Below are 20,631 nucleotides of genomic sequence, written 5' to 3' on the forward strand. Positions count from 1 at the left end.
CCCGGGGTACGACATCCCCGCGCGGGACCGTCCTCGCGGCCCGGGGGGTGCGGGAGTCCGCCCCGGCTCGAAGCCACCGCAAGGACGAGGGTGGGGTCTGCGCCGCCGGGCGGGTAGCCGGATTTCCGATCCGAAATCCTCAGACATGGCAACAGCAACGCCGACAGGTCGCATTTAGGCCTGCCCGTCCCGGGTGATCCGCGTCGCAGATGTTCACACGCGCAACCACCCCTTCCTCGGTCGCGGGGCTTCGCGCGCCGCGCCCGTGGCCGGTCGTCCTCACCCGAGCGCACGGGCCCGAGGGACCGTAGCGTGAGGGAGAGGGGGCGGCCGGAGGTGGTTTACGTTGCCGGAGATGGACTACGCGGCGCTGTTCGCCGCCACGCCGAGCCCCTATCTGGTGCTGGGCCCCGACCTGGTCATCGTGGAGGTCAACCAGGCATACCTGGACGCGACCGGCCGCACACGCGAGGAACTGCTCGGCAAGCACATCTTCGAGGCGTTCCCCGACAACCCCGCCGATCCCGAGGCGGACGGCGTGAGCAACCTCAACGCCTCCCTGCACCGGGTGCTGGCCCTGCGGAAGCCGGACACCATGGCGCTGCAGAAGTACGACATCCCTGTCATGAAAGAGCCCGGGGGGTTCGAGGAGCGCTGGTGGTCCCCGATCAACACGCCGATCCTCGCCCCGGGCGGGAACGTGCAGTGGATCATTCACCGCGTGGAGGACGTCACCGCCTTCGTCCAGGCCCGCGTGGCCGGCAACCAGCCGCCCGTGCAGCAGCTGACCAAGCGGGACGCGCTGGAGGCCGAGCTGTACGCACGCGCCCGTGAGCTGCAGCGGCTGAACGAGGAACTGCGCCTGGCCCACACCCGGGAACGCCAGGTGGCCGTCACCCTGCAGGAGGCCATGCTCTCGGTACCCGACCTGGCCCGGCACTCGGACGTCGCGGTGCGCTATCTGCCCGCGACCGGGTCGCTGAACGTGTGCGGCGACTGGTACGACATGGTCAACCTGTCCGACGGCCGGTTCGCGGTGGCGGTCGGCGACGTCGTCGGACACGGCCTGGAGGCAGCCGCCGTGATGGGCATGCTGCGCAGTGCACTCAGTGCCGCGATCCGGGCACTGGAGTCACCGGCCCGGGCACTGGAGGTCGTGGGCCTGTACGCACGGTCCGTGGACGGCGCGCTGAACACCACCGCCGTGAAGGCACTCATCGACCCCCGCAGCCAGCTGATCATCTACAGCAACGCGGGACACCCGCCGCCCGTCCTGGTCCACCCGGACGGCACCTGCGACCTGCTGGACAAGGCCACGGACCCGCCGCTGGGAGCCCGGCCCCAGCACGTGCCCCGCCCGCAGGCCGGGCAGGCCTACGAGCCTGGGGCCACCCTCGTGCTGTACACCGACGGGCTGATCGAACGACGCGAGGAGGACATCGAGAAGGGCATCGCACACCTGATCGAAGTCCTGCGACTGCACCGCACCCTCGGCCCGGAACGCCTGGCCGACACCCTCCTGGCCCACCTCGGCGTAGCAGGCGGCGCCCTCGACGACATCGCCCTCGTCGTCGTCCGGCTGTGACCTTCCGACGCCTCGTGGCCGGGCTGGTCGCTCGCACGGCCGCGGTACACCTGATTCTCACCTGAATGGGAACCGACCCCAGGCATCCCGAGCGCTGTCCCCGCCCTCTTGCCCGTCGTACGGCTGGCGCACGTTCGGGAAGGTTCGTCCATGGGGGCCATCACCTCACAGCTCATCAGGCCGGTCCGGCGCTCGGGTGGCCCGCCACCTGCGCGCGGGAAGGGGTTCAACGCCCGAGTGGCCTGGTGGGCGATCATGCTGGCGGCGACGGTGCTGTTCACCTGGGACATCCAGCACAGCACCTACCACCCGTTCTACTCCGAGACCGCGCGCAGCATGACCGAGAGCTGGAAGGGCTTCCTCTTCGGCTCGTTCGACCCGGCCGGCACGATCACCATCGACAAGCTCCCGGGTTTCCTCTGGCCGCAGGCCCTGTCCGCGCGGATCTTCGGCTTCCACCCGTGGGCACTGACACTGCCGCAGGTCATCGAGGGCGTCCTCAGCGTCGCCGTGCTGCACCGAGCCGTGCGCCGGTGGGCCGGAGAGAGCGCGGGACTCCTCGCCGCCGGTGCCTTCACACTGACGCCCGTCGTCGCGGGGATGTTCCGTACGGAGGTCGAGGATCCCGCGTTCACCCTGTGCGTCCTGCTGGCCGCGGACGCCACACTGCGCGCCGCCCGTGAGGCCCGGCTGCGTCCGCTGCTCATGGCAGGGCTGTGGGTGGGCCTCGGCTTCCAGGCAAAGATGCTGGAAGCCTGGGCGGTGCTTCCCGCCCTCGGCCTGCTCTACCTGGTGTCGGCCCCGGCGACGCTGCGCCGCCGGCTGGCCCACCTGGCGACGGCCGCAGCGGTGTGCGTCGCCGCGTCAGCGTCCTGGATGGTCCTGGTGGCCCTGACACCGGCCCAGGACCGCCCGTTCATCGACGGCACGACCGACAACTCGGCGTTCAGCCAGGTCGTCGGATACAACTTCCTCAGCCGTTTCGCCGGCCTCGGCATCACCGCCAAGGCCACCGGAAGCGTCGCCGCCACGACCATGGCCGGCACCGTATCGGCACACCCCGGCGCAGGAGGCCCGGCCGCCCTGTGGGCCAAGATGTTCGGCCCGTCGCTCGCCTCCCAGGTCGGCTGGCTCTACCCGGTGGCCGCGCTGTCCGTGGTGTGCGGCCTGCTCCGGCTGCGCGGCAGGCACCGCACGGATCCGCTGTGGGCGGGCTTCCTGCTGTGGGGCGTGTGGCTGGCCACGTACTTCCTGGTCTTCAGCGCCGGCGCGGTCGGCGCCCACACGTACTACATGGGGGTGGTGGCGGTCCCGCTCGCCGCGCTGTTCGGCGGTGGCATGGTGCAGTTCTGGCGGGCCTGGCGGCGCGGGGACCGTACCCGCTCGTGGGCACTGCCGACGGCGGCGGTCAGCACCGTGGCATGGTCGGCGTTCATCGCGACGAGGTACACGTTCCTGCCCTGGCTGGCGCCCGCCGCGATCGCTGCGGGGACCATCGGGCTGCTGCTGCTCGCGCTGTCGCGCGCTCCCGGCCGACGGGCACCCTCGCGGATCGCGGTACTGGGCATCGGGGCGGTCGTCACGGGCATGCTGCTGCCGTCCGCCGCCTGGGCGTCAACAGTCCTGGACCCGAAGTACGGCCACTCGGGCATGGGCGCCGCCGGACCGGTCGCCGCCTGGCACCACCACCGGCACGACCGGGCTCCGGGCGGCGGCTCCCCGCGTGCCACGAAGCCGCCCAAGAACACGCTCCGATACGGCGACCGGACAGCACTCACCCGCCAACAGCAGCGTTTCCTGGCCTTCATGACGGCCCATCAGGGCCATGCCACCTTCCCCTTCGCCACGACCAGTTGGCGCTCGGCCTCCCCCTACATCCTCTTCGCGGGCGCCAAGGTGCTCCCCATGGGCGGTTTCACCGGCGCCGCACCCACGCCCACCGGCGCCGAGTTCCGCAATCTGATCGCCACCGGCCGGCTGCGCTACGTCGTCCTCGGCGGCGCATCGACCACCCCGGGCCGCGCCGCCGCGCACTGGGTACGCGGCAACTGCGCACTCGTGCCCCACCAGCCGTTCCGTGTGTACGACTGCGCGCCGTCATCCGCCACGCCGCACGGGCACGGGCACGAGCACCGTCGGTAAGGGTTTTACTGGAAAATCTCAGATAAGTCGGGCGCTTTCCCTCACCTTCGTGAGACAGAGTGATCACCGATGGAGCGCACCGCACGCATCTTGGTCACCTCGCGTCACGCATTGCTGGGCGTCGTGATGATGTTCACCCTGGCCTCGTCCGTGTCGGCCGCGGAGGCCGGGCACAGGTCCTCAGGGCCTTCGTCGCACGTCCTTTCGTCCGCCGGGAAAGCGGGCCCCGCGGGGCAGGCACGACTGCCGACACAGGCCTTGGGAGCCACCGTCGCCGTCGTGGCCGGTCGTCAGACGGCGCGGGTCGGCGCGCTGTTCGATGCGGACCGTGCCGACGACCTGGCCGGCGGACACCAGTGCACGGCCTCGGTCGTGCACAGCCCCCGGCGCGATCTCGTCGTCACCGCCGCGCACTGCGTGAGCGACACCGGTACCGACCTGGTGTTCGTGCCGGGCTACCGGGACGGGCACGCGCCGTACGGGGTGTGGAAGTTGGAGCACCGCTATCTGCCCGACGGATGGACGAAGGACCAGGACGAGGACAGCGATCTGGCCTTCGCCACCGTCGACGAGCAGGACGGCAGGTCGATCGAGGACGTCGTCGGGGCCAACCGGTTCACGCCCGGCACGGCCACCGGCGCCACCGTCGTGACCGTCGTCGGCTACCCCGACTCCCGCGAGACGCCCATCGGCTGCACCAACAGGCCGACCGCATACAGCAGCACCCAGCAGCGCATCGACTGCCCCGCCTTCACCCAGGGCACCAGCGGCAGCCCCTGGATCAACGACGCCGGCCAGGTCGTCGGCGTCCTCGGCGGCTACGACCAGGGCGGCGACACCGACGACGTGTCCTACAGCGTGACACTGCGCGGCGAGGCGGCCGACCTGTACAAGGCAGCCATCAGCGATCCGTGATCCGCACGACCCGCCCGACGCCTTCCCGTCCGACGACCAGACCGGCCACCGCCTGAGGCAACCAACGACCCACCACTGTCACGCGCCCAGGGCGAGCGTCCCCGCCCCCTGGCCGGGCATGTCCTCCCAGCCGCGAATCCTGGCCGCGAGCCGCTTCAGGCGCGCGTCCGAGGGGGGTACGGGCCTCAGCGGCGTTCGGGCAGGTCCGACTCGGCCGGCACCGTGGACGGCCCGGGCTGAGCGGACGCCGACGCCGTCGAGGTCGGCTTCTTACCGCAGAACGCGGCCTCGAGCGTGCCGCCGAGCGCCGTGTTGGCGGACCCCTTGTTCGAGGTGTTGGCCATCGCGGAGAGGCTGCGCCGGCCGTCGCGGGTCGCGAAGGCGTAGGTGTAGTACCCCTGCACAGTGCCGGTGTGGCCGTAGATCTGCGTACCGCAGGACAGGTCGTAGCGGCGCAGACCGAGGCCGTAGAAGCGTGTGTTGGTGGTGTCGGTCGGGGTGACAGTGGTCATGGCGTCCAGCATTTTCGAGGACAGCAGCCTGCCCCGCATCAACGCGGTCGTGAAGGTGTTGAGATCGGCCGGGCTGGAGATGACCGCCCCGGCCGACTGCGCCCAGGAGACGGTCTGTTCCGTGGAGTCCACCAGGGGCTCGCCCTCCTCGTCCGGGTGCAGATAGCCGCGTACGTGGAGCCCCGCGATGTGGACGTCGGGGTGCACGTACGAGGTGTTGCGCAGCCCCAGCGGCTTGATGATGCGGCGCTGGTACTCCTGGGCGACCGGCTTCCCGGTGATCTTCTCGATCAGCATGCCGACGACCACGAAGTTGGTGTTGGAGTACTTGTACGCGACCCCCGGTTCGGTGGTGCGGGGCTCGCTCAGTGAGAGGTCGACCAGTTCCTGGTAGCTGAAGACCCGGTTGCGTACGGCCTCGAAGCCGGGCACGGTGTGCTCGAACATCGCGTCGGTGTAGTCGGCGAGTCCACTGCGGTGAGTCAGCAGGTGCCGCACGGTGATCCGGTCGTCGGGCAGCAGCCCGGGAAGGTACCGGTTCACCGGGGCGTCGAGCTCCAGTCCGCCTTCCTGTACGAGTTGGAGCAGGACCACGCTGGAGAAGGTCTTGCTGACGCTTCCGATGCGGAAGCGGGCGCGGATGTCCATGGCGGCGCCCGAGTCCCGGTCGCGTACTCCGACAGTGCGGGCCTGGACCCCCTCGGGGCCGGTGAACCGGGCCATCGCTCCCGGTGCGCCCTGGGCCATGGCGGCGTTCAGCGCGGCGACGACGCCGTCCATGTCAGGGGCGGGGGTGGTCGCGCGCGTGGCGGCAGGAACGGCAGGTGCAGCAGGAGCGGCGTGGGCGTTCGCGCCGGGGACGACACCGACGGCGAGCGCAGCGATCAGGGTGGCGCCGGCGGCCAGACGGCGGCGGTTGTTCAACGTCATGTCAGTTCCTTGAGTCAAGAAGAGCGGAGGGCGGGAGCGGTCCGCCGTATCAAGCGGGGCACTGCCTGATCTGCTGCTTCCACACGTCCGGGCTACCGGTGTTCAGGTACCAGTCGTTGACGAAGCCGCCGTAGCTGTTTCCGACCTCGACCCACATCCAGTAGCGGTAGTTGGGGTTGTCGTAGGCGCCGTCGCCCAGCGTCCAGCAGGTGAGGCCGACCTGGTTGCCGTTGTAGAGGCGGCTGTAGGCCTCGGCGATCGGGCCGTACCCGTAGCCGGGGCCGGTGCGTACCTGGAGCCAGGAACCGGGGTCGATGCCGGTGACCGTGGTGCAGGGGATCGTGGATCCGGAGATCTGGCACGGGTAGGTCGCGGCGTTCGCCGGGGTGGTCGTGCCCAGCAGGGTCAGGGCGGTCGCGGCGACGGTCGCGAGGCCGAGGATCTTTCGGCGGACGGAGTTCATGACGTTCCCCCTCGTCGTTGTCAGGGTCGCGGGGGCACAGCGATGGGCGCGGTCGGTCAGCCGCCACCGTCCCCCGTGGTCGGACACAGTCTGCTCACAGGCAGGGGCCCGGCCCAGCATTTCGAAGGACTTCAAAGCGCGTTCCGGTCGGCGGCTTTGCTCAGGGTCTTCGAAACCTCTGCCGAAACCTGTGCGTCCCAAGAGGTGGCGGTCGTCAACGGGGGGTGTTCATGGCCCGGTTCTCCGAGTTGTGTCTGGGGCCACTGGACACAGTGCCGGTGTCCGTGGTGGCGCAGCCCGGCGTCACCCTGATGTCGCTCGTCGCGGATGCGCTCGGCAGTCGTTCCCAGGGGCTGCACCCCACCTGGCGGCGTGCGCTGCGCTCCGCGGTGCCCGAGGGCGCGGAGACGGTGCTGCGGCCGCTGTTCACCCGGGAGTACTCGATGGTTCCCGACTGCCTCACGCCGACGGCACCGCTGTGGGAGACCGATCTCTCCGTCCAGCTCGAACGTCTGGCTGACGTCCTGCCCGCACAGCTGTTGCGGGAGCTGGAGACGGACTTCGGGGGGACGGTCCCCCGGCAGTGGCAGTCGGTCGTCGACCGGCCGAAGGCCTTCATCCAGGCGTACGCGGCCATTCTCGGCGCCGTGTGGGAAGCCTTCGGGCCGATCTGGGCGCGGGCCGGTTCCCTGCTGGCCCAGGAGACCGAACGGGTGGGGGTGGCGGTCGTCAGCAACGCCCTGCCGCTCGTCCTCGCCGGGCTCGGGCCCAAGATCCGCTTCACCGGGGAGACGTTGTACGTGCCCGATCCGCACCCCGAGACGTTCCAGCGGGGTGCCCGCCGTGTGGCGCTGGTGCCGATCGTGTCGGGATACGGCGCCTCGGTCTTCAGCTTCGACCGTTCCGACGCCGTGTGGTTCGGCTATCCCGTGCCCGGCCTGAACACGCTGTGGACCGCCCAGGAAGCCACCGTCGAAAGAGACAGGCTCAAGCTCGTGGTGGGCGCCGTCAGGGCCGGAATCCTGCGCGAGCTGGCTCGCCCGTGCACCATGGGCTTACTGGCCGCCACACTCAACTGCACGCCGGCGACCGTGACCTACCACTGCGGTCAGCTGGAAGCGGCCGGGCTCATCACCCGGGAGCGGCAGGGACAGCACGTGGTGGCGCGGCACACGGCATCGGGCGGGGCGCTGGTCACCTTGCTGTCGGGGTGAGCTACGGCCGGATCCCTACCGCCACCCTGACATCCGTCAGGACCGCCGGCCCCCTTCCCCTTTCTAAGGTTCGAGTCGTCTTCCAGGCCCGGCGGTATCGCAGGGCACCCTCCACAGACAGGAAGAGACGGCTCCCATGCGCCCGTTCCGCTCCGCTCTCGCCACGGCCGCCGCCTTGACCGTGGTCACCACCGGCGTCCTCGTCGCTCAACCGGCGCAGCCCGCCCACGCCTCCGCCTCCGACTGCGAAGGCGGCGCACATGGCTTCCGCGACCACCCCGACGACGCCGAGGGCGACACCGGCAAGCCCGCCGACTTCAGCCTCGGCAGCGTCCGCATCACGCTGGAGAAGGGCTCCTACGTCGGCCAGCAGATCGCCTTCGGAAAGATCAGCGGCCGGACCCAGCCCGGCGACAACGTCTGGATGGACTGGCGTGCCGACGGCTGGGACCGCGATCGCAACGCCGTGTCCCCCTGGCTGCAGTGCGGGCCCTTCACCGTCCGCTCAGCCGGGCAGAGCCTGACCACACCGTTCCGCCGCACCAGCACCGATCCGCAGTACCAGTTCCGCGTCTGCGGCTCGCTGAAGTCGGACGGCGTGATCCGCTGCTCCAACTGGTGGTAGAGCCCGCCCTCCGTTCCCGCTTCCCGGCATTCACCCGAAAGGCATGACCATGCGCAGAATCCTGCGTGGCGCCGCCGCGCTCGCCCTCACCACCGCCGCCGTTCTCACCGGAGCCGCCCAGGCCCAGGCCGAGGGCGGCACATGGGACGGCTGCCCCTACGGCGCCGTCTGCATCTACCCGCAGAACGTGACCCCGGCGGACAACCCGCACCCGAGCCACATCTTCTACTCCTACGGCTTCCACCCCATCTACAACCAGTACGGCAACCACTGGATCCTAAACAACCAGTACGACGGCGCCCTCGTCGAACTGTGCGAGTCCGTCAACACGGACTGCCACGAGTCCATCCCTCCGCAGGAGGGCTGGTACGTCGACCTCACGCCGATCAACTCCCTCAACCTCAGGGAGCACTACCTGTGAGGCGCCGCCTTCTCGCTGCCGCCGCCGCTCTGCTGCTGATCGGCGGCGCGGCGGGCTCCGCCGCCGCCGACACCCCGGCCGGACAACCGGCCCGTCCCGCCGCCGCGTCCGCCGACGTACCCGCCGGCGTCAGCGCCGGGGTCGCCGTCTTCGACCGGCAGACCGCTACCTTCACCGAGCAGCTCAACACGAGCACCCGCTTCCGGTCCGCCTCGGTCGTCAAGCTGCTGCTGGCGCTGGACTACCTGTGGAACCGGGGCCCCGACTACACCGTGCCGGCCGCCGACCGGGCGTGGCTGGAGCCGATGTTGCGCGCCAGCGACGACGACGCGGCCGGCGCCTACTGGTCGGACCACGGCGGTACGGCGATCATCACCCGCATGGTCAGCCGCCTCGGCCTCAAGGACACGGCACCGCCGCCCGCCGGGTACGAGGGTTACTGGGGCTACACCGCGCTCTCCGCCCGCGACACGGTGACGATCTACCGCTACCTCCTGGACTCGGCGCCCGGCCCCGTGCGCGACTTCATGATGGGCAACCTGCGCCAGTCCACCCGCTGTGCCTCGGACGGCTTCGACCAGCACTTCGGCATCGCCGGGGCGTTCGACAAGCCGTGGGCGGTGAAGCAGGGCTGGTCGGGATCCTCGTACGAGAAAGGCACCTGCGGCCAGACGCGCCCCGCGCCCGCGACCGTCGCGCGTGCGGGGAGTCCGGCCGCGGACGTGGATCTGACACGGCCCGCGCTGCACAGCACGGGCACCGTGGGCGCCGGTGACCGGTCCATCGTGGCCGTGTTCACCCTGCATCCCGCCGGCACCTCGTACGGGAAGGCGTACACGGACATCGGCCGGCTGACCCGCTCTCTGAACGTCCCCGGAGCCGCACGGCCCGCGGGGTGGTGGTACGGCACGTGGAGCGACCATGTGAACGTCCGCCCCGGCCCCGGCACGGGCAACTCACCGATCACCCAACTCCCCGCAGGCGTCGAGGTGTTGGTGGGCTGCCAGGCCAGGGGCGAGGTGGTGAACGTACCGCCCTACACCAACGAATGGTGGGCGTACCTCCCCCAGTACGACGGCTGGATCTCCAACATCTACATCAACTCGCCCGACAACAAGATGCCGGACGTCAAGGACTGCTGAACCTCCTGAGACGGTCGGCTCCGCCACCTCACCGCTCGTAGGAGGCGAGGTACTCGAGCACCTTGTCGACGTGTGGACGCACGCGTTCGGGGACGCCGCCCTCCTCGATGACCGTGCGGTCGCTCGTGCGGTAGCCGGCCGCCATCAGGGCGGGGAGATCCTTGGCCGGCATGTTCGCCTTCTTGAACTGCTGGTCGAGCCAGCACACGTACAGCGACATCGTGGAGATCGCGTCCGGGGGCGACATGTAGTCCTTGTCGCCGTCGCCGTCGCCGTCGACCGCCCAGGCCCGGAAGACCGACGGCGTCCACATGGCGATGCCGTACTCCTCGGTCTCCGGGCGGGAGGCGTTGACGTCGAACCCGCTCTCCGCCTTGAGCATGGCGGCGAGGAACGCGGGGGTGACCTCGGCATCGGTGCAGCGGTGGGCGGCCTTCACGATGAGCGGCCGCAGGTCTTCCGGGACATTGGGGAGCTCCGTGATCTCCCCGGCGGCCGGACTGTGCGCGCCGGTGACGACCGCCGGGGTGTCGCGCCCCTTGCCGTCCTCGTCGTCGGCTCCGCCTCCGCCGCCTCCGAGCAGCGCGGCCCCGCCGATGGCGGCGGCCGAGACAGCGGCCAGCGCCACGGCGGCGACCGGCAGCAGGCGACGCCGGCCACGTGGGCTCGCCAGTTGCTCGATCCGCGCGGACAGACTCTCGGCGCTGTGGCGCAGGCGGCCCGCGTGATCGGGCGCCAGACAGTCCGCGATGAGTCGGCGCCAGTTCTCGTCGAGCCCGGCGTCCAGACGCAGCGGCGCGGTGCCGCGGGCGTAGGCCTGCGCGGCGAGCGAGCGGGCGCGGGCGGTGGCGCCGGGGAACGGGTGGAGGCCACCGGTGAGCACCTGGTGGGCCAGGATGCCGAAGGCCCAGATGTCGGCGGTCGGCCGCACCATCGTCCCGTCCGCCCGGGTGCGCTGGGACCACCACTCGGGCGGCACATGGTCGAGCGTGCCGAGCGGCGGCACATAGGCGTGGGTGCCGTCCAGTTCGGTGGCCAGGCCGAAGTCGGCGAGCCAGACCGCTTTCTCCGCGCCCAGCAGTACGTTGGCGGGTTTGAGGTCGCCGTGCACCCAACCGGCGCCGTGCATATGGGCAAGTCCGGCGGCGACGCCGCGCAGGACCCGCACGGCGTCCGGGATCGGGCGGCCTGTCACGGCAGCGTCCAGCACCTGACGCAGACTGGCCTCGGCCCGGTCCATGACGAGCGCGATGGCCCCGTCCAGCGCGGGCAGGTCCGGCGCGTTCACGGTGCACACCGCGTGGGTCCGTATCAGGTGCGGGTGGTCCGCCTCGGCACTGAAGCGCACCTCGCGCGCGACCAGTTCGCCGAGCGCGGCACGCTGACCGGGTGCCAAGGCGCCGGTCGGCAGCACCTTCACCGCCACGACCGTGCCGTCGGCGACGGCGCGGGCCTCGTACACGGTCCCCCAGCCGCCCGACCCGATGACGGCGTCCAACTGCCAGCCCTCGATGCGGAAACCCGCCGGCAGACGCGGCATTTCGAGAGCGCCCTGCTCGGCGCCTGAGGAGGTCATGCGCCGCTCTCCTGCGGGACGGGCCGTCTGCGGGACGGCAACAGGGCGAGGTGTTCCTCGCGCACCAGGCCGAAGCGCAGGGCGAGGGAGGCCAGTCGAGCGCGCTTGACGCCGGTGCGGCCGCTGCCGTCGGCTCCGGGCTCCTCGCCCAGGTCCAGGCGCAGCTTGGCGAAGGCCAGGTAGTCGATGTGGTAGTTCACCGCGGAGCGGGTCAGACCACGACAGCTTTCCAGTGGGCGAAGTCGCTCCGCGATGTCTCCGGCGCCCGGCAGTACGTCGTCCGAGGGGTCGCGCAGCCGCGGCTCGCACAGGGCCACCAGCACCAGGAAGTACTTCGCCGTCGCATCGAGCGCGTAGGGATGCACGGTCAACTCCCCGGCGCCGGGCGAGGACTGCTCGTCCAGATAGGCGTGCTGCGGGGCGAACACCTTGAAGTCGACGGTCCCGCTCAGCGCGGGCAGGACGACTCTGGAGAACTCGAAGGGGACCGGTGCTCCGAGCCGGCCTGGCGCGACGGTGATGTATTCGCCGGCCCCCTCCAAGTTCTCGACCACATACGCCGTGTCACGGCTGAAGTTCGACAGCCGCCAGTAGTCCTCGGCCGCCTCCAGCCGTCCCGCCCGCCGGGAGATTCCAGGGTCGGGCAGGACGATGGAGACGGCCCGGTCGCCGGGTGTCCCGCGCCCGAAGTCGGCCACGTCGCCCGGTCCCATGTGCAGCAACTCGGGCCCGCCGACGTCGACTTGGCCCGGCCGTGACGGACCGGGCGGCTGCACAATGATCGTTTCCATACCGACTTTCCCCCGATGTGGTCGCCAGGATTGTAGAGACGCGTGGAGGTTTCCGCCGACCCGGTGCCTGCGCACGGGGCAGGGCGCATCCCTCGGTCACAGTCGCCGCTTCGCCGCCTCGTGAGTCCTACCCGACGCGCCCCGCGCAGTCAGTGCCGTGAAGGCGTCGATGGAACGTTCGCCACAGCGCACCGGCTTCTGGTCAAAAGCCGCACGCGTGACATCGTTATCCATGCCAGGCACCGTATAAGGGCCGATTCCAGGGGTGAGAGCACGAGGCACGACCACTAGGACGATCGGCCGATCATCCCGGTTCCCTGCGCGGGGCCGACCACTTCGGAGGTCGAGGCCGGGGTTCGTAGCCACCCTGCCACTCAAACGATCAAGAGGCCGTATTCGGCATGTGCCGATACGACGTCTGACCTGCTTCGCGAGTGGGGACGACAGCAAGGCGCTCAAGCGCCCTCGTCGAAGGCTGAAGGCCAGGGCGCGACGCCCGGTGATCGCGGGCGAGATCACCGGTGAACCCATCTGCTGATCGACCTGGGGGAACGGGAGCGGCCATGCAGAGCTTCAGGGCCCCCGCCTTGCGGGCGCATGCCGGCTGGCCAGGCGGTCACATCAGTCGGCCTATCGGGTCCCCGCCCGGATCGTCGGCCAGCACGATCGCGGCCTTGATCCGCTTGCCCACCGGCTCACGCCGCACCTCGAAGCTGCGGCACACCGCCATCACTATCTCCAGGCCGTGCTGTCCGACCCGACCCGGATCGGTCGGACAGGCCGCCGGCAGCGTCGGGTCGCTGTCCCAGATGCTCACCTCCACGACACCGTCGTTGACCTCCAGGTCCAGCAGGCACGGTCCGGGCGCGTATTTGTAGGCGTTGGTCACCAGCTCGCTGACCACCAGCTCGACCAGGCCCATCGCACGTTCCGACACCGGAACTCCATGAACGGCCTGTACGTCGGTCATGAACCGGCGGGCAGCATGCCGGGCCTCCGCGATCGGCTCGCTGCCCTCGAAGGCCACGGCGGACAGGATCGGGCGGCTGACCAGCGGCTCGTATTTGTCTTCGCGCATCACCGCGGCACGCCCTTCGTCCTGAGCCACCCGGTCATCGACGCGCGAATACCCCCGAAACGACGCCCCACACCAGGCTCAAAAACGATAGATCCGCCACGCCCCCCCACTCCGGATGAAACCGCCGACCTGCGCCTATGCGCCGTGGTCTTCGGCGAGCGCGCCATGCCGCCACCGCCGCCGCCAGGTCCTCTTGCAGATCGGCCGGCTCGGCACCTGCTGCGTGGTCGCCACCACGGCCTCCGCCACGTCGTGCAGCTTGGTGTTGGAGTGCTGGGATACCCGGATCAGGATCTGCCACGCCTCTTCCTGGGTGCACGGCCAGGTCGCCATCAGCACCCGCGGGCCACGTCGATGACCGGCCGCCGCTCCAGGGCCTCCTTCAGCTGCTCCGTCTCCTCGTACAGCACTTCGGCCTGCTCGTCGGCCGGCAAGTCAGAAAGGCTCCCGGGGAGTTCCTGGCCCGAGCGCCGCGCGTCATGGGCATCTCTCCATGTCGGGGGGCCTGCTGGCCCGCTTCCGGAAGCTCGATCTACTGATCATGGAGATGCGACCGCTCCCGTCAGGCTGAGAGCCAGTCGCGCGTGATCAGGTGCAGGGCGCAGCCTGTGAGCCAGGCGCTGGCCAGGCCGATGGCGGCGCCGGTGGCCACGTCGCTGGGGTAGTGGGCGCCGCTTTGCACCCGCTCCAGCGCCACCACGGCGGCCGGCACGGCACATGCGGCGCCGGCGGCCGGCCATGTCGGCGTCACGGCGGCGGTGAAGGCGACCGCCGCGGCGGTGTGGCCGGAGGGGAAGGAGGAGGAGTCGGGGCGGTCGTCGACCTCGTCGTGGGGGAACCATTCCTTCGGTGGCCGCGGGCGGTCGGCCAGTTGCTTGCACAGGCCGTTCGAGATCAGCTCCGCCATCGTCAGGGCGGTCAGGCCCGCGGCCGCTGCCTTGCGGCCGCGCCACCCGCCCAGTGATGCCATCGCGGCGGCGGCGCCGCACCACAGCTTCGAACTTTCGACGCTCTCCTCCACGACTGAGAGCACCTTCCCGATACGGGGCGGTATGCAAGAGGCCACGCGTTTGGTCAGTGTCCGATCAGCGTCACGCAACCCCGCCATAAGCCTCATGAAAGGCAGGTATCCCGAGGTCACCGGCCTACACTCAAGATCATAGGGTGTCCGGTCACACGCCGCCCAGGCGGCGGCGGTCCTCCTCGTCCCACTTCCGGGTGTCGCGTGGCTGGGTGTAGGGCTCGGCCTGGGGTGGATGGCCGCCGGCGACGGCCCGCTGGCGTACGGTCTCGGCGTCGAACTCCAGGCCCAGCAGGATGGCCAGGTTGGTGATCCACAGCCACAGGAGGAAGACGATGACGCCGGCCATGGTGCCGTAGGTCTTGTTGTACGAGGCGAAGTTCGCGACGTAGACCGCGAAGGCGGCGGAGGCGATCATCCAGATCAGCAGGGCCAGGAGGCTGCCCGGGGTGATCCACCGGAAGCCCTTCACCCGGGCGTTGGGTGTCGCCCAGTACAGGATGGCGATCATCACCGTGACCAGGACCACGAGCACCGGCCACTTGGCGATCGACCACACCGTCAAGGCGGTGTCCCCGATCCCGAGCACCTTCCCGGCCTGGCGGGCGAGGCTGCCGGTGAAAACCACGATCAGCGCGCTGATCACGGCCAGCACCATCAGCACGACCGTCACCCCGACCCGCACGGGGAGAATCTTCCACACCGGCCGGCCCTCGGGCATGTCGTAGACGGCGTTCGCGGCGCGGATGAAGGCGGCGACGTAGCCGGAGGCCGACCACACCGCCAGCACCAGGCCCACGATCGCCATGACGGAGCCGATACCGGCATTTCCCTGCAGCTGATGCACGGCGTTGGTGATGATGTCGCGTGCGGAGCCGGGGGCGAACTGCCGGATGTTGTTCAGCACCTTGTCGGTGGTCGACTTCCCGGTCAGGCCCAGCACCGACACGAGCACCAGCAGCGCCGGGAACAGCGCCAGGATTCCGTAGTAGGTCAGCGCTGCCGCCCGGTCGCTCAGCTCGTCGTCCTTGAACTCCCGCAGGGAGCCCCTGAGCACCGCGCCCCATGACCCTTTCGGCAGCTTGGTCGGCGCCTGTGGCGCCCTGCGTTCCACCTCCGGCCCGGGCCCTGCCTCGTCCGGCGCGGGTGCCTCATCGCGGGCGTGGTGGTCCTTTCGCCCCGGAAGATGCAACTTTGTCATGCTGGCCGGGTACCCGTCTTGCTCACTCCAAGCGCTGTACGGCTCGACAGCGACCGCGGGATCGGATCTCGGCCGCTCTCTGCAAGCGTCAGGCCGCGTCCGCATGTCGCCCGACGGCGCGGCGATCAGCAGACGACGGGCTCGCGCCATGGATCAGGTGCAGACGGTGTCCGCGAGCGGGGCGGGCCTCCGGCGGCTTGCCGAACAGCCGATCCTCCAGGCGGTCCATCCCATACAGCAGCAATCCCAGCATCGGCAGCAGCAGCACAGCCAAGACGATCACAACACGCAGCCCCCTCCTGGATGGCAAGCACCTCTGCCGGGTGCCCGCCACCGGTCACAAACAGGCGGGGCTTTGTGAAGGTCTGGTGACCGCACGCGCCTGGACAGAATTGGCCAGGTTGTGGGTACTCGCACGACCGGCAGAGACGCTCGGCCGGCCCTCATGGCGCGGCCGGGCTCGCGCGAACAGGGCAGATGGGAGGTGAGAGCCGTGTCGCACACACCACCGCAGTAGGCCGGCCCCGGCAAGGACACTCACGGCTCGGGAACGGAGCCGGTCAGTGAGCTGGTGCAGCGGGCCTCGCAGCAGCTGACGGAACTGGTGCGCGGAGAGCTGAGGCTGGCGCAGGCGGAGATGAAGGAGAAGGGCAGGCGCTACGGCAAGGGCGGCGGCCTGTTCGGCGGCGCCGGACTGGTCGGCTTCCTGATGCTGCAGGCGATGGTCGCCACCGCGATCGCCGCCCTGGCGGTGCCGCTGCCGGTGTGGGCAGCGGCGCTGATCGTGACCGCGGCGCTGGGTGTGGTCGCCGCGGTGATGGCCCTGACCGGGAAGAAGCAGGTCGACCAGGCCGGACCGCCCACACCCGAGCAGACGATCGACAGCGTCAAGGCCGACGTAACCGAGATCAAGGGGAGTGCACAGCGATGACCCAGCCGTACGACGAGCAGAACTCCAGCCCCGAGGAGCTGCGCGAGCAGGTCGAGCAGACCCGCGAGGAACTCGGGCAGACCGTCCAGGCGCTCGCGGGCAGGACCGACGTCAAAACGCGCGCCCAGGAGAAGGCCACCGAGGTCCGCCACCAGGCCGCCACCAAGGCCGGAGAGCTGAAGACCAAGGCTGCCGACGTCGCGCACCAGGTCCAGGACAAGCTGCCCGACCCGGTCAAGGACAAGGCCGCCCACGCCGTCGAGCAGGCCCGCGCCAGGGCCACCGAGACAGGCCACCTCCTGCAGGAGAAGACGCCCGAATCCGTGCGGCACACCGCGGCCCAGGGCGCGCAGGCCGCGCGGGACAAGCGCACCCCGCTGCTGGCCGCGGCGGCCGGCGCCGCCCTGGTATGGCTGGCGTACCGCCGCAGGAAGGAGTGAGCTGATGAAAGCCTCGAAAATCGCCTACAAGCCGGTCGGTCTGGCCCTGGGAGCCGTCAGCGGCATGCTCGCCGGAGCTTTGTTCAAGCAGGCGTGGAAGATGCTCGGCCACGAAGAGGACGCCCCCGACGCCACCGACGAAGAGCGCACCTGGACCGAGGTGTTGCTCGCCGCCACCCTGCAGGGGGCGATCTTCGCCGCGGTCAAAGCCACCGTCGACCGCGCCGGCGCCACCGCCACCCGCAGCCTGACCGGCACCTGGCCCGGCTGACGGCCGCGCGGTACGCGCACGGGGCCCGCCTCACCGAGAACCTGCGACGTCCCCCCGCCGGCGCGGCGCCAAGTCCAGCCTCTGACCGGCTCCGTGCGTACCGCGGTGCCCCACATGCCCGGATCTGCTCGTTTTCCACCAGAAGGACGACGGACAAGGAGAAGGACGACACGTCTTCAGCCTGCCCCGGGACGCCGGCGTCTGCGCGGAGCCACTCCGGAATGTCGACAGCCCCTGGCTTCGAGGGGGAAGACCAGGGGCCACCTGCCATGACATGACGGTCACCGGAAAACCATGACCTACGCGATCCCGAGACCCACGCCGTCGAGAACTGGTAACGGCCCGACACTCCGGTGCACAGGCCACACGACGACAAGGGACGGGGAAGGGCCGCTTCGACCTCCCCAGGTGTGGACGGCCCTTCCCCGGACAAGCAGAGCCCGACTACCCAGATGACGGCCGCTCACGCTCCGCCTGCCATATCTGCAGGGCTGTCGCCAGATGGTCCTTTAGATCCGCGGGCATCGGCTGCCCGGTCGCGGACGCAGCCACCGCCTCAGCGACCACCCCCGCCCGCTGCCCACAGACGCCCAACGCACCTCCGCCAACCGGAACTTACGCCGAGCGGCGACTGCCTGCGAACGACCCGCCGGAGCCGCCTGTACGTCCGACCGTTGATCCGCCTTCCGCGCGTGGCGACGGATACCTCTGAACCCGCCCGTTTCCACGGAGGTCAGTCTTCCGTGAGAAATGGTGAGACGAGAGCCTCAGAAATGATCAAGGGCCTCGTCTCACATGATGTGATCCAAGGCCCTGATCTGCGACTACGGAGAAGACTCCAGTCGGGACGACAGGATTTGAACCTGCGACCCCTTGACCCCCAGTCAAGTGCGCTACCAAGCTGCGCCACGTCCCGGTGCGCTTCCCGCGGAGGACCGCGTGATCGCGCAGGTCAACCTTACCGTACGTGCACCGGTGTTCCAGCCGGGCCGGTGGCCGACCCGGTAGTCCGGGCCGGCCTGCCGTGTCAGCCGCGGGTGCCGGATGCGGCCGCTTCCGGCTCGGTGGGGGTCCGGTCGGCTGTGCGGGCCGGGCCGGTGAGGGGGGCCTTGCGGGCCGTCGGGACCAGCAGGGCCGCCAGCGCTGCGGCCAGGCACAGCACCGCCAGCAGGGCGAAGCCGTGGGTGTAGCCGGAGGCGTACGGCAGGCCCGAGGGCTGGAGGTGGCCGGTGACCAGGACGCTGGTGACGGCGGCGCCGATGGAGCCGCCGATGGTGCGGATGTTGGCGTTCATGCCGGTCGCGGCGCCGGTCTGGGAGGCCGGGACGCTGCCGACGATCAGGTTGGCCATGGAGGCGAAGGCCAGTCCGATGCCAAGGCCGAACACGCCCGAGACGACGGCGACTTGCCACTGCGCGGAGTGCCAGAGGGCGAGCATGCCCAGGGCGAGGGCGCCGAGTGCGGCACCGGTGGTCAGGAGGGACTTCGCGCCGACCACGGGTTCCAGGCGGCCGCTGAGGATGCCGGAGAGGAACATCGCCACCAGCATCGGCAGCATCAGCAGGCCGGAGGCCGTGACGCTCGCGCCGAAGCCGTAACCCGCGGCGGCGGGCGTCTGGACGAAGGCCGGCAGGAAGGACCAGAGCGCGTACATGCCCGCACCGAACAGCAGTGCGGCGGTGTTGGTGGTCCACACGGCCGGCAGGCGCATGACGCGCAGGTCGATCAGCGGGGTGCGGGAGCGGGCCTCGGACAGCAGCCACAGCGTGAACAGGGCCAGCGCCGCGGCGAACAGGCCGATCACCTTCACGGAGCCCCAGCCCCACTTGCTCGCCTGGCTCAGCGGCAGCAGGAGGGCCACCAGCCAGGCCGAGAGCAGGCCGGCGCCCAGCCAACTGACCTTGCCCTCGGCCCGGTTGGGCGACTCGGGCACGTATCGCAGGGCGATGAGCACGGTGACCGCGACGACGGCGACCGGGATCCAGAACAGCCAGCGGTAGTCGAGCGCGGACACGATGGGTCCGGCCGCGACGATGCCGACGCCGCCGCCCGCGGCGATCACCGCGGACAGGTTGCTGATGCTGCCGCTGACCCGGGACGGGGCGAACTCGTCGCGGATGATGCCGAAGGAGAGCGGGAAGAGGGCGCCGCCGACGCCCTGGACGACCCGGGCGACGATCAGGACGCCGATGTTCGGGGCGAGCGCGGCGAGCAGACAGCCGAGCAGCACGACGAACAGGACGGCGACCAGGGTGCGCTTCTTGCCGATCAGGTCGCCGACGCGGCCGAGGATCGGGGTGAAGACCGAGGCGGACAGCAGATAGGCCGTCATCACCCAGGTCGCGGTGGACTGGGAGGTGTGCAGCGCGTGCTGGACGGTCGGCAGGGCCGGCGCGATCAGCGACTGCAGCATGGCGAACACACCGGCGCCGGTCGCGAGGACCGCGAAGGTGAGACGGGTGGACTTGCGGGGCATGAAGGGCCTCTCCGAACGAGCGGGGTGCGGCCGAGGTTCTCGGGCCACGGTCGTGCGGACCCGGAGCGCCGGTGGGCGGGTTCGGGCACGCCGACGGCCGCGGTGAGCGGTCGCGGAAAGGTGGTGGACGTACCGTCCACTGGTAAAGTGGAGGAGTACCTCCACTCTAGCGGAGGCACACCTCCGGTTCAAGTACCGGAGGCATTCCTCCGTATCGATCCAGCTCTGGAGGCACCCGTGACGTTCCCCGTCGGCGAGATCGTGGCGTCCCGGCGGCCGCACCGTAAGGACGCCGCCCGCAACTACGACGCCTTGCTGGACGCGGCCCGCGAGGCGTTCGCGGAGCACGGTTCCGATGCCTCTCTGGAGGACATCGCGCGTCGTGCGGGCGTGGGCATCGGCACGCTCTACCGCAATTTTCCGACCCGCCGCGACCTGTTCGAAAGCGTCTACGCGAGCGACGTCAACGAGCTGTGCCGGGTCGCGCAGGAGGTCGCCGGGCTTGAGCCGTGGGAGGCGCTGACGGCCTGGCTGCGCCGGTTCGCGGGTTACATGGTGACCAAGCGGGCCGTCCGCGAGGCCCTCAACGACGAGTCCGAGATCTTCCAGGCCTGCCGGGAGTCGATGTACGCGGCGGGCGGGCCGCTGTTCGAGCGGGCGCAGGAGGCGGGCGAGGCGCGGGGGGACATGGACTTCGTCGACCTGCTGCGGATGGTGGCCGGCATCACGGCCACCGCCTTCGACGACGACGCCCAGCGCGATCGCGTCCTGGCGATCGCGCTGGACGGGGTGCGCACCACCGTCCGCTGACGCCGGTGCCGCTCCCCCGCTCTGCCGCCCGTGTTCGGCGCTGGGTTCTCGACACGACCTCAAGCCCGGCCGCTGAACGGTAGCGCG

General features: G+C 70.4%; 22 protein-coding genes and 1 tRNA gene. 11 read left to right on the forward strand and 12 right to left on the reverse strand.

Translation table 11 applies throughout. The annotated features are described in order from the left end of the window. Positions 1–355: 355 nt before the first annotated feature. The 3 genes from ABT254_RS08265 to ABT254_RS08275 all read left to right on the forward strand — a co-directional run bounded on the left by ABT254_RS08265 (position 356) and on the right by ABT254_RS08275 (position 4,642). The gene (locus tag ABT254_RS08265) at positions 356–1,585 is read left to right on the forward strand and encodes a SpoIIE family protein phosphatase (protein ID WP_351465352.1); all 1,230 of its coding nucleotides are present in this window, start codon (positions 356–358) and stop codon (positions 1,583–1,585) included. Positions 1,586–1,735: 150 nt separating this feature from the next. Continuing rightward, entirely contained in the window at positions 1,736–3,727 is a 1,992-nt protein-coding gene (locus tag ABT254_RS08270; protein ID WP_351465355.1) for an ArnT family glycosyltransferase, read from the forward strand. Between the two features lie 69 nt (positions 3,728–3,796). Then, positions 3,797–4,642, forward strand: coding sequence for a trypsin-like serine peptidase (locus tag ABT254_RS08275; RefSeq protein ID WP_351465358.1), 846 nt, complete (start codon positions 3,797–3,799; stop codon positions 4,640–4,642). Positions 4,643–4,827: 185 nt separating this feature from the next. Here ABT254_RS08275 and ABT254_RS08280 read toward each other — a convergent pair whose 3' ends face one another. Together ABT254_RS08280 and ABT254_RS08285 are read right to left on the reverse strand one after the other, a co-directional pair. Further along, positions 4,828–6,084, reverse strand: coding sequence for a serine hydrolase domain-containing protein (locus ABT254_RS08280; RefSeq protein WP_351465361.1), 1,257 nt, complete (start codon positions 6,082–6,084; stop codon positions 4,828–4,830). Between the two features lie 49 nt (positions 6,085–6,133). Further along, positions 6,134–6,547: a hypothetical protein gene (locus tag ABT254_RS08285; RefSeq protein WP_351465364.1), complete on the reverse strand. Its 414-nt coding sequence runs from the start codon at positions 6,545–6,547 to the stop codon at positions 6,134–6,136. Between the two features lie 230 nt (positions 6,548–6,777). Here ABT254_RS08285 and ABT254_RS08290 point away from each other — a divergent pair, with 230 nt between their 5' ends. The 4 genes from ABT254_RS08290 (at position 6,778) to ABT254_RS08305 (ending at position 9,949) form a co-directional block, all read left to right on the forward strand. Further along, on the forward strand, positions 6,778–7,761 hold the full coding sequence (locus ABT254_RS08290; protein ID WP_351465367.1) for an ArsR/SmtB family transcription factor: 984 nt from the start codon (positions 6,778–6,780) through the stop codon (positions 7,759–7,761). A gap of 136 nt (positions 7,762–7,897) precedes the next feature. Next, complete coding sequence (locus tag ABT254_RS08295; protein ID WP_351465370.1) at positions 7,898–8,386, forward strand: hypothetical protein; 489 nt, start codon at positions 7,898–7,900, stop codon at positions 8,384–8,386. Positions 8,387–8,429: 43 nt separating this feature from the next. Further along, complete coding sequence (locus tag ABT254_RS08300; protein WP_450749307.1) at positions 8,430–8,807, forward strand: hypothetical protein; 378 nt, start codon at positions 8,430–8,432, stop codon at positions 8,805–8,807. Then, positions 8,804–9,949, forward strand: a complete 1,146-nt coding sequence (locus ABT254_RS08305; protein WP_351465373.1) for an SH3 domain-containing protein — start codon at positions 8,804–8,806, stop codon at positions 9,947–9,949. The genes ABT254_RS08300 and ABT254_RS08305 overlap by 4 nt, the downstream gene beginning before the upstream one ends. A gap of 28 nt (positions 9,950–9,977) precedes the next feature. Here the strand turns inward: ABT254_RS08305 and ABT254_RS08310 are convergent, their stop codons facing one another. The 8 genes from ABT254_RS08310 to ABT254_RS08345 all read right to left on the reverse strand — a co-directional run bounded on the left by ABT254_RS08310 (position 9,978) and on the right by ABT254_RS08345 (position 15,899). Further along, on the reverse strand, positions 9,978–11,525 hold the full coding sequence (locus ABT254_RS08310) for a serine/threonine-protein kinase (RefSeq protein WP_351465376.1): 1,548 nt from the start codon (positions 11,523–11,525) through the stop codon (positions 9,978–9,980). Further along, on the reverse strand, positions 11,522–12,316 hold the full coding sequence (locus ABT254_RS08315) for a serine/threonine protein kinase (protein WP_351465379.1): 795 nt from the start codon (positions 12,314–12,316) through the stop codon (positions 11,522–11,524). The genes ABT254_RS08310 and ABT254_RS08315 overlap by 4 nt, the downstream gene beginning before the upstream one ends. A 96-nt stretch (positions 12,317–12,412) precedes the next feature. Beyond that, entirely contained in the window at positions 12,413–12,550 is a 138-nt protein-coding gene (locus ABT254_RS08320) for a hypothetical protein (protein ID WP_351465382.1), read from the reverse strand. Between the two features lie 382 nt (positions 12,551–12,932). Beyond that, positions 12,933–13,394, reverse strand: coding sequence for an ATP-binding protein (locus ABT254_RS08325; protein ID WP_351465385.1), 462 nt, complete (start codon positions 13,392–13,394; stop codon positions 12,933–12,935). A gap of 135 nt (positions 13,395–13,529) precedes the next feature. Then, entirely contained in the window at positions 13,530–13,727 is a 198-nt protein-coding gene (locus ABT254_RS08330) for an ANTAR domain-containing protein (protein ID WP_351465388.1), read from the reverse strand. A gap of 229 nt (positions 13,728–13,956) precedes the next feature. Next, positions 13,957–14,415, reverse strand: coding sequence for a phosphatase PAP2 family protein (locus ABT254_RS08335; RefSeq protein WP_351465391.1), 459 nt, complete (start codon positions 14,413–14,415; stop codon positions 13,957–13,959). Positions 14,416–14,566: 151 nt separating this feature from the next. Continuing rightward, complete coding sequence (locus ABT254_RS08340) at positions 14,567–15,616, reverse strand: YihY/virulence factor BrkB family protein (protein ID WP_351465394.1); 1,050 nt, start codon at positions 15,614–15,616, stop codon at positions 14,567–14,569. A gap of 88 nt (positions 15,617–15,704) precedes the next feature. Further along, positions 15,705–15,899, reverse strand: coding sequence for a hypothetical protein (locus ABT254_RS08345; RefSeq protein ID WP_351465397.1), 195 nt, complete (start codon positions 15,897–15,899; stop codon positions 15,705–15,707). A 288-nt stretch (positions 15,900–16,187) separates the two neighbouring features. Between ABT254_RS08345 and ABT254_RS08350 the strand changes: the two genes are divergently transcribed. From ABT254_RS08350 to ABT254_RS08360, 3 genes are read left to right on the forward strand one after another with little or no spacing between them, the layout of a single operon-like run. Next, positions 16,188–16,547, forward strand: a complete 360-nt coding sequence (locus tag ABT254_RS08350; protein WP_351465400.1) for a phage holin family protein — start codon at positions 16,188–16,190, stop codon at positions 16,545–16,547. Continuing rightward, positions 16,544–16,987, forward strand: coding sequence for a DUF3618 domain-containing protein (locus tag ABT254_RS08355; RefSeq protein ID WP_351465403.1), 444 nt, complete (start codon positions 16,544–16,546; stop codon positions 16,985–16,987). Before ABT254_RS08350 ends, ABT254_RS08355 begins: the two co-directional genes overlap by 4 nt. Before the next feature lie 4 nt (positions 16,988–16,991). Beyond that, entirely contained in the window at positions 16,992–17,258 is a 267-nt protein-coding gene (locus tag ABT254_RS08360; protein WP_351465406.1) for a DUF4235 domain-containing protein, read from the forward strand. A gap of 842 nt (positions 17,259–18,100) precedes the next feature. Here the strand turns inward: ABT254_RS08360 and ABT254_RS08365 are convergent. Both ABT254_RS08365 and ABT254_RS08370 read right to left on the reverse strand, forming a co-directional pair. Continuing rightward, positions 18,101–18,174, reverse strand: a tRNA-Pro gene (locus tag ABT254_RS08365). Between the two features lie 111 nt (positions 18,175–18,285). Continuing rightward, positions 18,286–19,734, reverse strand: a complete 1,449-nt coding sequence (locus tag ABT254_RS08370) for an MFS transporter (RefSeq protein WP_351465409.1) — start codon at positions 19,732–19,734, stop codon at positions 18,286–18,288. A gap of 225 nt (positions 19,735–19,959) precedes the next feature. On the opposite strand from ABT254_RS08370, the gene ABT254_RS08375 reads away from it, so the two are divergent. Next, positions 19,960–20,544 carry a TetR/AcrR family transcriptional regulator gene (locus ABT254_RS08375; RefSeq protein ID WP_351465610.1) on the forward strand — a complete coding sequence of 195 codons (585 nt, stop codon included), beginning with the start codon at positions 19,960–19,962 and terminating at the stop codon, positions 20,542–20,544. The last annotated feature ends 87 nt before the right edge of the window (positions 20,545–20,631 follow it).

Source organism: Streptomyces sp. NPDC001137, assembly GCF_040298885.1.
GTDB lineage: Bacteria > Actinomycetota > Actinomycetes > Streptomycetales > Streptomycetaceae > Streptomyces.